The organism is Cupriavidus sp. FW306-01-F10A (assembly GCF_058782785.1).
Genome location: NZ_JBYSYA010000005.1, coordinates 149,385 through 163,298 on the forward strand (window position 1 = coordinate 149,385; position 13,914 = coordinate 163,298).

The window sequence follows — 13,914 nt, forward strand, 5'->3', positions numbered from 1 at the left end:
GCAGCAACAACTAGCAGTACAGAACAGGATTCAACATGGAATTCTTCCGCATCCGGCGCGACATTCCGTTCATGAAGCACGCGTTGGTCTTCAACGTGATTTCCTTCCTGACGTTTGCCGCAGCCGTGTTCTTCCTCTGGCACAAGGGCCTGCACCTGTCGATCGAATTCACCGGCGGCACGGTGATGGAAGTCAGCTACCAGCAGGCCGCTGACCTGGAAAAGATCCGCGGCCAGGTGGGCAAGCTGGGCTATACCGACGTGCAGGTGCAGAACTTCGGCACCTCGCGCGACGTGATGATCCGCCTGCCGCTGCAGAAGGGCGCGGACGGCAAGCCCGTCACCTCGGCCCAGCAGAGCGAGCAGGTGATGGCCTCGCTGCAGGCGGCCTCGCCTGACGTGAAGCTGCAACGGGTGGAGTTCGTCGGCCCGCAGGTGGGCAAGGAACTGGCCACCGACGGCCTGCTGGCGCTGCTGTGCGTGGTGGCCGGCATCGTGATCTACCTGTCGTTCCGCTTCGAATGGAAGTTCGCGGTGGCGGGCATCATCGCCAATCTGCACGACGTGGTCATCATCCTGGGCTTCTTCGCCTACTTCCAGTGGGAATTCTCGCTGTCGGTGCTGGCGGCGATCCTGGCGGTGCTGGGCTATTCGGTCAACGAATCGGTGGTGATCTTCGACCGGATCCGCGAGAACTTCCGCAAGTTCCGCAAGATGACCACGCACGAGATCATCGACAACGCGATCACCAGCACCATCTCGCGCACCATCATCACCCACGGCTCGACCCAGATGATGGTGCTGTCGATGTTCTTCTTCGGCGGCCCCACGCTGCACTACTTTGCCCTGGCACTGACGGTCGGCATCTTGTTCGGCATCTACTCGTCGGTGTTCGTGGCCGCGGCGCTGGCGATGTGGCTGGGCGTCAAGCGCGAGGACCTGGTCAAGGGCGAGAAGAAGTCCGACTCGACCGACCGCAACGACCCCAACTACGGCGCGCAGGCCTGACCCTGCCCTGCCGGCAAAACAGAACGGCGCCCCGCGGGGCGCCGTTTTTCATGGCAGCAAGACCTGGGAAATTCAGGCCGGCATCGAGAAGCGCTCGATCCACGCCGCCAGCCGGTCGGCCGCGAAGCTCTCGCTGCGCGGGCCCACGCGGCACACCACGGCCTCGCCGTCGCGCGCAAACTTCATTGCGCCGCCGGCCTCTTCCAGCCACAGCAGGCTCGCCAGCCAGGCGGCGTGCGACGCCGACACGGGCGAACCCACCGGCTGTGCCAGGAACTCGGCCAGCGTCGCCGGCGCGGTCCACACCAGGGTATCGCCGTCGCGGCGCACCACTTCGCTGCCGAGCGTGTCGGCGATCACCGCCGCGGCATCGGCAGCGCCCTTGCCGGCATGGGTGCCGCGCAGCTGCGCCAGGCGCGTGCCGACGGCATGGCCGAAGCTGCCGCTGCGCTCGGCCTCTGCGCGCACCAGGTCGGCGTAGTCCATGCGCTGCCAGTCCGGCTCGACGCTGCCCGCGCCGGCCAGGTCGACCGCCGCGAGGTAGGTCTCCACCGGCTGGAAACGGCCCGGCCCGATCAGGCTGGCACACAGCGCATGCACCATGCCGATGCGCGAGGCCACAGTCTGGGTCTGCAGCACGGACAGCTTTTCGCGCAGCAGCTGGTCGCGTTCCTTGCGCAGGCCGGCCAGTTCCAGCGCCTGCTTCAGCTCCATGCGCAGCGCGGTGATGTCCCACGGCTTCTTGATGTAGCGGTGGATCTGCCCCTGGTTGACCGCCTCGACGGTCTGGTCGAGCTCCGAATACGCGGTGGTCAGGATGCGCACGATATGCGGGTAGCGCTCGCGCGCGTAGCGCAGCAGTTCGTTGCCATATTCGCCCGGCATGCGCTGGTCCGACACCAGCACCGCCAGGCTGTCCGCGTGGGCGTCGAGCAAGGCCTTGCCCTCTTCAACGGAGCCGCCGGTGGCCACCGGCGCCAGCGCCCCGATGGCACGCTGGAAATACTTGACTGCAGTCGCTTCGTCATCGACGAACAGAATCGCCGGGGGTGGTGCCTGCGTGGCATTCGGTTCGGTCATCGGTCACTCCTATGCTTTCGACTCTTGAAACTTGGAAAGTCCAGCGTCACCGTCGTGCCGGCACCGGATGCGGATTCGATCCGGATGCCGCCGCCAAACGACTGCATGACGCGGTTGCAGAAAATCATGCCCAGGCCGCTGCCGCCGGCGCTGGCGTGGGTGGTGACAGGGTCGACCAGCAACCGCTCCATCACTTCCGGCGGAATCCCCGGCCCGTTGTCGCAGATGCGGATTTCCGGGCGCGGCTGCGCCACCACCACAAAGCGCAAGGCCGGCGTGCCGACGCTGCCCAGCGCCCGCAGCGCGTTGCTCATCACCGAGGAGAGCACCAGCGCCACGCAGTTGGGCAGCGTCTGCACCGGGAAATCGCCGTGCATCTCCACCTGCACCCAGTTGCGCTGGTCGCCTGCGAACGGGTAGCTGTCCAGCAGCGAAGTGACCAGCGTGCCGGCGCTGACCTCGGTGCCGGCATCGGGCCTCGCCGGCGTGCTGCCGGCACTGTTGCGCACCGACTGCAGGAACGACGACAGCACCGCCAGGCAATACTGGGCGTTGTCGTACATGGCGCTGGCCGCCTGGCCGATCTCGGCCTGGCGCTGCGCACTGTATTCGCCGGCGACACGCCCGCGGATGCCGTGGGCAAAGTTGGCGATGGCCGCCAGCGGGGTGTTCAGCTCGTGCGCCAGGAAGGCCAGGGTCTCGTCGATCGCCATCAGCCGGTGCTGGCGCAGGGTGCGCTCGCGGTGGCGCTCGGCGGCGCGTGCCAGCACCTCGCGCAGGTCGGCCACGCTCAGCGGCTTTTCCAGGATGCGGAAGACTTCGCCGCTGTTGACCGTTTCCAGCAGCACATCCTTGTCGGCATAGGCCGTGACCAGGATGCGCACGATCTGCGGGTATTCCTGCGCCACCTGGCGCAGCAGCTGGCCACCGTCGCGCCCGGGCATGCGGAAGTCAGTCACCAGCACCGCCACGCGGGCGGGGTCCGCGCGCAGCACCGCCAGGGCCTCGTCGGCGCCGTCTGCCACCAGCACCTCATAGTCGCCGCCGGCGGCTCGGGCGAAATACTTGCGCGCCATCTCCTCGTCGTCGACATAGAGGACGGCAAGCCGTGCCTGCTTCGCTTCGCTCATGGCTGGTTACTCCGCACGCGGCAGGTCGAAGCTGAACGCGGTCCACTGGCCCAGTTCGCTCTCGGCATACAGCTGCCCGCCGTGGCGTTCCACCACCGCGTAGCTGATCGACAGGCCCAGGCCAAGCCCCTGCCCCACCTCGCGCGTGGTGAAGAACGGCTCGAACACGCGCGCCAGGTTTTCCTGGGGGATGCCAGGGCCGTTGTCGCGCACCATGACGTGCAGGCGGTGGTTGTCCCAGCGGGCCGTGGTATGGATCGCCGGCGCGGCCGTGCCCGCCTTGCGCATGGCCAGCGCGGCATTCGAGAACAGGTTGATCAGCACGCCGATGATGGCCGCCTCGTCGCCCAGCACCAGGGTGTCGGCAGGCAGTTCGCGGCTGAGGCTGACCCCGCGCAGCTCATGCGCGGTCAGGCGGATCGACGAATCGAGCGCCTTCTCGAACAGGAACGGCGTGCCTTCCACCTCGGCGCCCGGCTTGCGGTAGGCAAAGGTCTTGAGGTCGGAGACGATATGCTGGATGCGCTGCATCCCCTGCTTGGCGTCGACCAGGCACTCTTCCAGCGAAGGGTTCTCCTTGGCCTGTGGCTCTTCCATCGCCACTTCGATCGCCATCAGGCAGAAGTTGACCGGGTTGTTCACCTCGTGCAGCAGCCCGGCCGCCAGCGTACCGATGGCGGCCATCTTCTCCTGCTGCAGCATCTGGCCCTTGATGTCGGCCAGCCGGCGGTTGATGTCGGCAAGCTCATCGTTCTTGTGCGCCAGCTCTTCCTTGAGCCGGATCAGGTGGAAGTGGCCGCGCTCGTTCATGAACGTGTAGACCGCGCTGGCCACGATCGAAAACATGATGAACAGCGAATTGACGGTGAAGTGCGCGCGCTGCGCCAGGCCATCGGGGTGGATCAGGCAGGCGCCGAGGTAGAGCAGGTAAGTGACCACGCCAAAGCCGATGGTCTGCCACAGGCCCATGGGCATGGCGATGCCGACCGCGAAGATGACCAGGTTCAGCCCGGCATAGTAGATGGACGAGGCGCCGTCGGTGGTGGCGATCATCCATGTGATCATCATCTGCGGCAGCAGCAGCCAGGCCAGCGTGAGCGGCTGCACGAAGCGCCGGCCGGCCTGGTTGGCCAGCAGCAGGAAGATCAGCCCGATCAGGACCGAGACCACCAGGCGGGCGACAAAGAACTGCAGCTGGTGGCTGGGATAGATCCCGTAGTCGAGCCCGACGCCGGCCATCACCAGCACGATGGCCGTCAGCGCGCCGGCCCGGCTCGAGACCAGGCGAAACTCGCGCAGGTCAGCCTCGTACGGGGAATACCTGCTCGCAGTCCGTTTCAGCATGGTGGTCAGGCCTTGGCCGGATCAGTCACGATCGCTTCCACAAACACGTTGACCCCGGTCGGGTCGACGTAGGTGCGGCCGTCGCGCGTATTGGCCGGCAGCAACGACTGCATGCCGGCCTCATCGCGATAGATCAGGTACCACTCCAGCATATGTTCCATGCTGTACCGTTCCGGGTTGTCGACGTGGACGTTGGTGGCCAGGATGCGCCCCTCGGGATGGGTGCGCGTGGAGAAATAGCTCAGCAGGCGCGCGCAGACGCGGTCGGACAGGTAGTCGAACAGGCCGGCGCAGTAGACCCCGTCGAACTCGCGCAGCGACGGATCGTGGTCGATCCGGCGCTTGAGCAGTTCATGCACCGAGTGGTGGACATATTCCACCTCGACCTTCGCATTGGCCTTGCGGCAGCTCTCTTCGATGCGCTCGCGCGCGTAGTCCAGCGTTTCCTGGCTGAAGTCGAGCAGCTGGAACGACAGCCAGTGCGGCTCGGGGTATTCGGTAATGAAGCGGTTGATCTCGACCGCCGGGCCGCAGCCCACGTTGAGCAGCCGGAACGGCTTGCCCGCGGCACGGGCCTGCTCGGCCATTCGCACCAGGAAATCGACCAGCAGGTCGATGCGGTTGCGGTGGGCAGCGGCCACGGACGACTGCAGGAAGGTTGCGTTGACGATCTGGAAGTAGGTGCTGGGGCCCTGGCGCGGATCCGACAGGATCTGGTTGACCATTTCGTAGTCGCCGGCATAGCCGAGCGGCTTGGTATAGGTCCGGAACACAAATGGTGAGCGCAGCAGCAAGGGATGCAGCGCCGCCTGCGTGAAGGTGCGGTGCATCACGGTGTCTTCTTCCGGCACGTGCGCGGCTTCGCCGTCGAGCCGCGCGGAATATTCGCGGATCTTCAGTGCGATCGGGGTGGCCAGCTCCTCGAACACGTCCATGCGCAGCGTATCGCCTTCCTTGGGCAGCGTGCTGGTCATGTCGACCTGCTCCACCCAGCGCGACACCTCGGACAGGAACGCGCGCATTTCATTGACCACGATCTGGTAGTCGGGCCGGATATTGAAGCGCTCATTCCAGTCCTGCACGAACCGCTGCGACTCGCGCGCGACCGATTTGGGCTCGTTGTCCAGGTTGCTCAGTTCCAGCCACTCGTCGATCAGCGTCAGCGACACCACCGCGGTCAGGCCGGTGTTCACCAGGCTCATGACCACGGCCTTGCCGAGGTAGGCATTCTTCGAGCCCATGCGGACGCTGAGTTCGCTCAGCACCTCGCTGACCTGCACGATCGAATACGGGTTGTAGATCTCCATCACCAGGGACTTTCTCTGGAGATTGACAATCGTGCCCCGCACCTGCTCGCCCTGCGAGTTGCGGAAACTAACTACCGGATCGATTTGCGTTTTGGAATACACGGTATTGCGCCAGGGAAAACCGAGAAACGCTGCGGGCCATACAGCCAGGGCAGAACGGCCGGGTACAGCATGAGGGGCGAGGAGGTCGCGGGGTGGCTACCGGTATCGGGACATGCAGCGAATGCTCATAGTGATGCGCTTTAGCCGGTTGCGGGCATGGCTGCCCCCGCCTTGGCAGGAGTAGCAATGCCACGATCAAGGAGGGATTGCCGCGGGCCATTGTACTGTGCCCGTCGGGGGTCGTACAACCAAGTGCCCTGGCAGGCGCCTGAATCATACCGGACAATAAAAAAGGCCGGCATTGCCGGCCCTGACTGCCTGCAAGCCCGGCGCAGCGGGCTGGCACGCTCAGTCCGCGCGCACGCCTTCCACCTGGATGGCAAGCTTGACCTCGGGCTTGAAGCCCATCTTCACGCCGTAGTCCAGGCCGAAGTCGGCACGGTTGAAATGGCCCACGGCGTCGGCGCCGCAGGCTTCGCGCTTGAGCATCGGGTGCTGGATGCACTTGAAGTCGCGGATTTCCAGCTTGACCGGTTTGGACACGCCGCGCAGCGTCAGCACGCCGTCAACCTCGGTCGGCACGTCGCCCTTGAACTTGGAGAACTTGCCCTTGTAGACGGCCTCGGGGAAGGCTTCCACGTCGAACATGTCCGGGCCCTTGGCGTGCTGGTTCAGCTTGGCATTGCCGAAATCGATCGAAGCCGGGTCGATCTTGACCTCGACCGAGCCCGCCTTGGCGGCACGGTCCAGCGTGACCACGCCGCTGGACTTGTCGAACTTGCCGCGCCAGGTCGACAGGCCGCCCAGGTGGTCAGCCTCGAAGCTCGGGTAGGTGTGGGTCGGATCGAGGTTGTACGTCACGGTATTGGCCGAAGCCACGCCGAAGGCGGCGGTTGCGGAAATGGCCGCGACAGCGGCAACGAGGGAACGCAGTTTCATGGAATCTCCCGACAAATCAGGTTGGGGCGGAACGTTCTCAGGAACGCCGATTGGGTACGTCAGCGGAATGCCGGCCTTGCTTGTTACTTCTTGGCCAGCACGATACGGAATTTGATCTGCACGTCGTCGGCCACCACGGAAGTGTCCTTCCACTCGCCGTCGCCGATATTGAAGACCGTGCGCTTGATCGGCAGCGCGCCCTCGAACACCTGCACGGCGCCTTCCTGGCGGTAGGTGGCGGGCACCACCACGTCAACGGTCTTGCCCTTGATGGTCAGCTTGCCGGCCACGTCGTACTTGCCCGGCGTGCCGTTCTTGATGCTGGTGGACTGGAACACGGCCTTGGGGTACTTGGCGGCGTCGAACCAGTCCTTGCCCTTCACTTCCTTGGTGGTCTCGGCGTCGCCGATCTCGAAGCTGGACACATCGATCTCGACCTTGGCCGACGAGGTCGCCAGCTTGGCCGGGTCGAAGCTGACCGCGGCATCGAACTTCCTGAACTTGCCCTCCATCGGCACGCCGATCTGGCGCGCGACCGCGGTCACCGAGCTCTTGGCGGCATCAACCTGCGCCCAGGCCAGGTTGGCGGCGATGCCGGAGGCGGCCAGGACGGCGGCGATGACGAGCGAGCCGCGGCGGGAATTGCGTTTCATCTCAAAAAACTCCTGTCAGGGTCGGCGCGACGCGCCGCGGTACGGAAAAAGTTGGCCGGGGCGGCGCCTCAGCGCAGGAACGGCAGCATCCGGCCCAGCGTGCCGTCGCGGTCGACGAACTGGTGCTTGACCGCCGCCGCCGCATGGACAACGACCACCGCCGCCATCAGGTAGTTCAGCCAGATATGGACAAACTTGAGTACTTCTTTCAGTTCGTCGTTCTTCTCCAGCAGCGCCGGCATCTTCCACAGGCCCAGGTAGACCACCGGCACGCCCGCGGCCGAGCTGTACAGGTAGCCGCTGATAGGAACGATCACGATCAGCAGGTACAGCAGGTGATGGGCGCCGGCCGCAGCCTTAGCCTGCCAGGCCGGGGTGCCGGGCGCTACCGGCGGTGCCGCATGGGTTGCACGCCACAGCACGCGCAGCACGGCAACCGCGAAGATCGTCACGCCCAGCCACTTGTGCCAGGAGTAGAGCTTGAGCTTGGTCGGCGTCAGCCCCGGAATGCCGGTCATGTACAGGCCGAGCCCGAACGCGGCGAAGATCGCCAGCGCAATGACCCAGTGCAAGGCGATCGCGGTGGCACCGTAGCCGGTGGGGGCGTTGGCGGTAGAACGCATCGGATTCCTCTCGCCCCGTGCAGGAGCGTTTCACAATTTTGGGGAAGGCACCGGCGGGGGCTGGCCCGCCCGTGCGCTTACGATTCTCGCATTATTGCGGCGGGCTGTGCGCCGGTGAAGGACAGTCCTTCATTAAGTTATTCAAATGCTTTGAAGTGACATTCTGTCGCAAGCGGCACAAAGCCGCAGTGACTTGCCCGCCGCGCTGCGCCAGAAAAGCAAAAAGCCATCCTCGCGGATGGCTTTTGCAGCACGTCGCCCCGGTTCAGGGGCGAAATGTGGCGTCAGATGCGCTCGGCCAGCACCACGGCCTTGCCGATGTAGCTGGCGGGCGTCATGTCCAGCAGCAGCTTCTTGGCGTCGTCGGGGATCGCCAGGCCGTTGATGAAGGTCTGCAGCGCCTCGCGCGAGATGCCCTTGCCGCGGGTCAGCTCCTTGAGCTGCTCGTACGGGTTGGGCACGCCGAAGCGGCGCATCACGGTCTGCACCGGCTCGGCCAGCACCTCCCAGCAGTTGTCCAGGTCTTCGTCCAGGCGCTCGGGGTTGGTTTCCAGCTTGCCCAGGCCGCGCAGGCAGGCCTCATAGGCCAGCAGGCTGTAGCCGAAGGCCACGCCGATATTGCGCAGCACGGTCGAATCGGTCAGGTCGCGCTGCCAGCGCGACAGCGGCAGCTTCTCGGACAAGTGGCGCAGCACGGCGTTGGCCAGGCCCAGGTTGCCTTCGGAGTTCTCGAAGTCGATCGGGTTGACCTTGTGCGGCATGGTCGACGAGCCGATTTCGCCGGCCTTGGTCTTCTGCTTGAAATAGCCCAGCGAGATATAGCCCCAGACGTCGCGGTTCAGGTCGAGCAGGATGGTGTTGGCGCGGGCAATCGCGTCGAACAGCTCGGCCATGTAGTCGTGCGGCTCGATCTGGATGGTGTAGGGGTTGAAGACCAGGCCCAGGCGGGTCTCGATCACCTGCTTCGAGAAGGCTTCCCAGTCGAAGCTCGGGTAGGCCGACAGGTGCGCGTTGTAGTTGCCCACCGCGCCGTTCATCTTGCCCAGCAGTTCGACCTGCTCGATGCGCTGGATCGCGCGCGCCAGGCGCGCGGCCACGTTGGCCATTTCCTTGCCCAGCGTGGTCGGGCTGGCCGGCTGGCCGTGGGTGCGCGACAGCATCGGCTGCGCGGCATTGAGCTTGGCCAGCTCGACCAGGCGGGCGTGCACGCGCTTGAGCGCCGGCACCACCACGCCTTCGCGGGCGCCCTTGAGCATCATGCCGTGCGAGGTGTTGTTGATGTCTTCCGAGGTGCAGGCGAAGTGGATGAACTCGCTGGCGGCTTCCAGCTCGGCGTTGCCCTTGACCTGTTCCTTGAGCCAGTACTCGACCGCCTTGACATCATGGTTGGTGACGGCTTCGATTTCCTTGATGCGGGCGGCGTCGGCCTCGCTGAACTTGTCCACCAGCCCCAGCAGCGCGGCCTCGGAGGCGGCCGAGAACTTGGGCATGTCGGGCAGGCCGGCCTGCGCCAGCGCGATCAGCCAGTGCACCTCGACCTTGACGCGGTTGCGCATGAACGCGGCCTCGGACAGCCATTCGCGCAGCGCATCGGCCTTGGCGGCGTAACGGCCATCGATCGGGGACAGGGCGGTGAGCGGCGAAAGCGAAGAGGAGGTCATGCTGGAAACCGGGAAAAAGGGAGGCAATGGAAGAAGGCGACGAACAAGAAGCGCCGCGGGGGCTGGCGCTGTCAGCGTTGGCGGCGGGAGGACCGGAAAAGCGACCTTATGCGGCCGGATGCGTCCAAAACGCCGCGCCGGCAGGCCCGCCGGCGCTGCGCAACGCGGGATTTTACCACCCCTGCCCCGGCTCCGGGCAGCGGTAAAGCGCCGCCGCGGGGCATCGGTGCGCAAGCCCGCATTCGCCATGCACCACGGGTATACTCGCGCACGCCGTTCCAGTAGCCTGTTATGAAGTGCATCGGGCAAGCCGCGCGCCCCACCGCCGCTGCCACAGAGCGACGATGCACTTCATAACAAGCTCAAGGGGAGAATATGAAGCTGTATGCATCCCGGACCAGTCCCTACGCGCGCAAGGTGCGTGTGGTGATGGCGGAGAAAAAGATCGAGTGCCAGCTCATCGAAGAGGATGTCTGGTCGCCCGAGACCAGGATCGGCCAGTTCAACCCGCTCGGCAAAGTGCCTTGCCTGGTCATGGAAGACGGCGGCGCAATCTTCGATTCGCGCGTGATCGTCGAATATGTCGACACCTTGACGCCGGTCAGCCGTTTGATCCCGCAGGGCGGGCGCGAGCGCCTGGAAGTCCGTTGCTGGGAGGCGCTGGCCGACGGCCTGCTCGACGCAGCGCTGCTGGTGCGCCTGGAGGCAACCCAGCGCGAGCCGCATGAGCGCAGCGAGCGCTGGGTGCAGCGCCAGCGCGGCAAGATCGACGCGGCGCTGGTGGCCATGGCGCACGGCCTGGCCGACCGCCCCTTCTGCACCGGCACGCACTACTCGCTGGCCGACGTGGCGGTGGGCTGCGCGCTGTCCTACCTGGACTTCCGCTTCCCCGAGATCGCCTGGCGCGAGCGCCATCCCAACCTGGCGGCGCTGGAGGAAAAGCTGTCCAAGCGCCAGTCGTTTATCGATACGGAACCGCCGCGCGGCTGACCCACGGCGGCCGACAAGAAAACACCCGCCTCGAGCGGGTGTTTTTTCGTACTGCGGCAGCGCTTACTGGATGATGCCGCCGCCCAGGCAGATGTCGCCGTCATACAGCACCGCCGACTGGCCGGGCGTGACCGCCCATTGCGCCTCGGCAAACCGGAGCGTCAGCGCGTCGCCGGCCACCGCCTGCACCGTGCAGGCCGCATCGCTCTGGCGGTAGCGCGTCTTGGCCGCCATCGCCGCGCCCGCGGCGGGCGGCTCGCCGGCCACCCAGGACAGGTCCGACGCGGTCAGCACCGGCGTCAGCAGCCACGGGTGGTCGTGGCCCTGCACCACGTAAAGCGTATTGTTCGCCATATCCTTGCGCGCCACGTACCAGGCGTCGCCGTTGCCGTCGCGGCTGCCGCCCAGGCCGATGCCCTTGCGCTGGCCCAGCGTGTAGAAGGCCAGGCCGATATGCTCGCCCACGATCTTGCCCTCGGGCGTCTTCATCGGGCCCGGCTTGGTCGGCAGGTAGCGATTCAGGAAATCGCGGAACGGGCGCTCGCCGATAAAGCAGATGCCGGTGGAGTCCTTCTTCTTCGCGTTCGGCAGACCGATCTCGGCGGCGATCTCGCGCACGCGCGTCTTGGGGATCTCGCCCAGCGGGAACAGCGTGCGCGACAGCTGCGCCTGGTTCAGCCGGTGCAGGAAGTAGCTCTGGTCCTTGGTATGGTCGAGCGCCTTGAGCAGCTCGAACCGGCCGGCCGCGTTCTGCCGCACACGCGCATAGTGGCCGGTGGCGATGGTTTCCGCGCCCAGCGACATGGCATGGTCGAGGAAGGCCTTGAACTTGATCTCGGCATTGCACAACACGTCGGGGTTGGGCGTGCGCCCGGCGGAGTATTCGCGCAGGAAGTCGGCAAAGACCCGGTCCTTGTACTCGGCGGCAAAGTTGACCGCCTCCACGTCGACGCCGATCAGGTCGGCCACCGAGACCACGTCCAGCCAGTCCTGGCGCGTTGAGCAGTACTCGCTGTCGTCATCGTCCTCCCAGTTCTTCATGAACAGGCCGATGACCTCGTAGCCCTGCTGCTTGAGCAGCCACGCGGTGACCGACGAATCGACCCCGCCCGACATGCCCACCACGACACGTTTTCCGGCACCACTCACGGCTGCGCTCCCAGCGGGACGGCCGCGGCCAGCGCCGACGGGTGCGTGTACAAGGCGTCCAGCGCAAAGCGCTTGCCGGCCAGGTAGTCGTTGACACAGGCCATCACCAGCGGCGTACGGTGACGCTCCGTGCAGGCGCGCAGTTCTTCCGCGCTCATCCAGACCGTGCGCACGATGCCGGTGTCGAGCTGGCGGCCCGCATCGAGCGAGCCCAGGTCGCCGGTAAAAGCGAAGCGCACATAGGTCACATCGGTGCCGGTGCGCGACGACAGCGAACGGCCCATGTAGCAACCCAGCAGCGCGCGCGGCTCAAAGGTGTGCGCGGTCTCTTCCAGGGTTTCGCGGATCACGGCGCGGATCAGGCTCTCGCCCGGGTCCAGGTGCCCGGCGGGCTGGTTCAGGCGCAGCCCGTCGGCGGTTTCCTCTTCGACCAGCAGGAAGCGTCCGCCGCGCTCGATCACGGCGGCAACGGTCACGCTGGCATTCCAGTCACTTGACATGATGCTCAATTTTTAGGCAATCCCGCATTCTACCGGTTGCGGGCCCATCGTGCAGCGCTGCCGGCCCACCACGGCCCCCGGCCGGTGAGCTCGGCTGGTGCTGGAATGGCGGCTGCAACGCCCTCTTTGGCGGTCGCCGCAAAAGCCGACCGGCCGGTCACCATTGAACGTCAGATTCCTGTAAGCTGCGAAAAAATTGTTGCGCTGCGGCTTAAGCCTGCGGCGCGCACGGGCCAGACGTCGGTCCGCCCAACCACACAAGACGCCAGCTAAAGGAGAAATTGACGATGTACATCGGCATCCCGCAGGAGACGCGGGCCGGCGAGACTCGCGTCGCCGCCACCCCGGAGACAGTCAAGAAGTACGTCGCCCAGGGCCACAAGGTGGTCGTGCAGGCCGGCGCCGGCGTAAGCGCCAGCCAGCCCGACGGCGCGTATGAGGCGGTCGGCGCCACCATCGGTACCGCCGCCGAAGCTCTGGGCGCCCAGCTGGTGCTCAAGGTGCGCGCACCGGACGCCGCCGAACTGGCGCAGATGAAGCCGGGCGCCGTGCTGATCGGCATGCTCAATCCCTTCGACGCCGAGAACAACGCGCGCATGTCCGCCGCGAACATCACCGCCTTTGCCCTGGAAGCCGCGCCGCGCACCACGCGCGCGCAGAGCATGGACGTGCTGTCGTCGCAGGCCAACATCGCCGGCTACAAGGCCGTGCTGGTGGCCGCGCACCACTACCAGCGCTTCATGCCGATGCTGATGACCGCCGCCGGCACCGTCAAGGCCGCGCGCGTGCTGATTTTGGGCGCGGGCGTCGCCGGCCTGCAGGCCATCGCCACGGCCAAGCGGCTGGGCGCGGTGATCGAGGCCTCCGATGTGCGCCCCGCGGTCAAGGAGCAGATCGAATCGCTCGGCGCCAAGTTCCTCGACGTGCCCTTCCTCACCGATGAAGAGCGCGAGATCGCCCAGGGCGTGGGCGGCTATGCCCGCCCGATGCCGCCGGACTGGATGAAGCGCCAGGCCGAGCTGGTGCACCAGCGCGCGGTCCAGGCCGACATCGTCATCACCACCGCACTGATCCCGGGCCGCAAGGCGCCGGTGCTGCTGCAGGAAACCACCGTGGCGCAGATGAAACCCGGCTCGGTGGTGGTGGACCTGGCTGCGGCACAGGGCGGCAACTGCCCGCTGACAGTGGCTGACGAAGTGGTCAACCACAACGGCGTCATCATCATCGGCCACACCAACCTGGCCAGCATGGTCGCGGCCGACGCCTCGGCGCTCTATGCCCGCAACGTGCTGGACTTCCTCAAGCTGGTCGTCGACAAGGACGGCCAGTTCACGCTGAACCTTGAAGACGACATCGTCGCGGCCTGCCTGATGTGCAGGGACGGCAAGGTCGTGCGAGAGGCGGCGTAATTTCCACGGGCGCCGTGCGC

13 protein-coding genes are annotated in these 13,914 nt (G+C 66.0%); 3 read left to right on the top strand and 10 right to left on the bottom strand.

Going from position 1 to position 13,914, the window contains the following annotated elements; translation table 11 throughout:
- The first annotated feature begins 35 nt into the window (after positions 1-35).
- Positions 36-1,007 carry a protein translocase subunit SecF gene (gene secF, locus AC3WLF_RS09700; protein WP_492319614.1) on the top strand — a complete coding sequence of 324 codons (972 nt, stop codon included), beginning with the start codon at positions 36-38 and terminating at the stop codon, positions 1,005-1,007.
- A 72-nt stretch (positions 1,008-1,079) separates the two neighbouring features.
- On the opposite strand, the gene AC3WLF_RS09705 is transcribed toward secF, so the two are convergent.
- From AC3WLF_RS09705 to purB, 8 genes are all read right to left on the bottom strand, one after another.
- On the bottom strand, positions 1,080-2,087 hold the full coding sequence (locus AC3WLF_RS09705; protein ID WP_492320267.1) for a response regulator: 1,008 nt from the start codon (positions 2,085-2,087) through the stop codon (positions 1,080-1,082).
- Positions 2,084-3,217 carry an ATP-binding protein gene (locus tag AC3WLF_RS09710; protein WP_492320268.1) on the bottom strand — a complete coding sequence of 378 codons (1,134 nt, stop codon included), beginning with the start codon at positions 3,215-3,217 and terminating at the stop codon, positions 2,084-2,086. The genes AC3WLF_RS09705 and AC3WLF_RS09710 overlap by 4 nt, the downstream gene beginning before the upstream one ends.
- Before the next feature lie 6 nt (positions 3,218-3,223).
- Positions 3,224-4,561: a sensor histidine kinase gene (locus tag AC3WLF_RS09715; protein WP_035817222.1), complete on the bottom strand. Its 1,338-nt coding sequence runs from the start codon at positions 4,559-4,561 to the stop codon at positions 3,224-3,226.
- Positions 4,562-4,566: 5 nt separating this feature from the next.
- Positions 4,567-5,970 carry a class I SAM-dependent methyltransferase gene (locus AC3WLF_RS09720; RefSeq protein WP_492320269.1) on the bottom strand — a complete coding sequence of 468 codons (1,404 nt, stop codon included), beginning with the start codon at positions 5,968-5,970 and terminating at the stop codon, positions 4,567-4,569.
- Positions 5,971-6,318: 348 nt separating this feature from the next.
- Positions 6,319-6,909 carry a YceI family protein gene (locus tag AC3WLF_RS09725; protein WP_492320270.1) on the bottom strand — a complete coding sequence of 197 codons (591 nt, stop codon included), beginning with the start codon at positions 6,907-6,909 and terminating at the stop codon, positions 6,319-6,321.
- 83 nt (positions 6,910-6,992) lie between these two features.
- A complete protein-coding gene (locus AC3WLF_RS09730; protein WP_010815070.1) occupies positions 6,993-7,562 on the bottom strand; it encodes a YceI family protein in 570 nt (189 codons plus the stop codon).
- Positions 7,563-7,630: 68 nt separating this feature from the next.
- Positions 7,631-8,185, bottom strand: a complete 555-nt coding sequence (locus AC3WLF_RS09735; RefSeq protein WP_035817219.1) for a cytochrome b — start codon at positions 8,183-8,185, stop codon at positions 7,631-7,633.
- Between the two features lie 284 nt (positions 8,186-8,469).
- Entirely contained in the window at positions 8,470-9,846 is a 1,377-nt protein-coding gene (gene purB / locus AC3WLF_RS09740; protein WP_492320271.1) for an adenylosuccinate lyase, read from the bottom strand.
- 375 nt (positions 9,847-10,221) lie between these two features.
- Between purB and AC3WLF_RS09745 the strand changes: the two genes are divergently transcribed.
- Positions 10,222-10,836 (top strand): glutathione S-transferase C-terminal domain-containing protein, encoded by a 615-nt coding sequence (locus AC3WLF_RS09745; RefSeq protein ID WP_010815073.1) that lies wholly within the window; start codon positions 10,222-10,224, stop codon positions 10,834-10,836.
- A 63-nt stretch (positions 10,837-10,899) separates the two neighbouring features.
- Here the strand turns inward: AC3WLF_RS09745 and mnmA are convergent, their stop codons facing one another.
- Both mnmA and AC3WLF_RS09755 read right to left on the bottom strand, forming a co-directional pair.
- Positions 10,900-11,985: a tRNA 2-thiouridine(34) synthase MnmA gene (gene mnmA, locus AC3WLF_RS09750; RefSeq protein WP_492320272.1), complete on the bottom strand. Its 1,086-nt coding sequence runs from the start codon at positions 11,983-11,985 to the stop codon at positions 10,900-10,902.
- The gene (locus tag AC3WLF_RS09755) at positions 11,982-12,485 is read right to left on the bottom strand and encodes an NUDIX hydrolase (protein WP_037023515.1); all 504 of its coding nucleotides are present in this window, start codon (positions 12,483-12,485) and stop codon (positions 11,982-11,984) included. Before AC3WLF_RS09755 ends, mnmA begins: the two co-directional genes overlap by 4 nt.
- A 287-nt stretch (positions 12,486-12,772) precedes the next feature.
- On the opposite strand from AC3WLF_RS09755, the gene AC3WLF_RS09760 reads away from it, so the two are divergent.
- A complete protein-coding gene (locus AC3WLF_RS09760) occupies positions 12,773-13,894 on the top strand; it encodes a Re/Si-specific NAD(P)(+) transhydrogenase subunit alpha (RefSeq protein ID WP_492320273.1) in 1,122 nt (373 codons plus the stop codon).
- Positions 13,895-13,914: the final 20 nt, after the last annotated feature.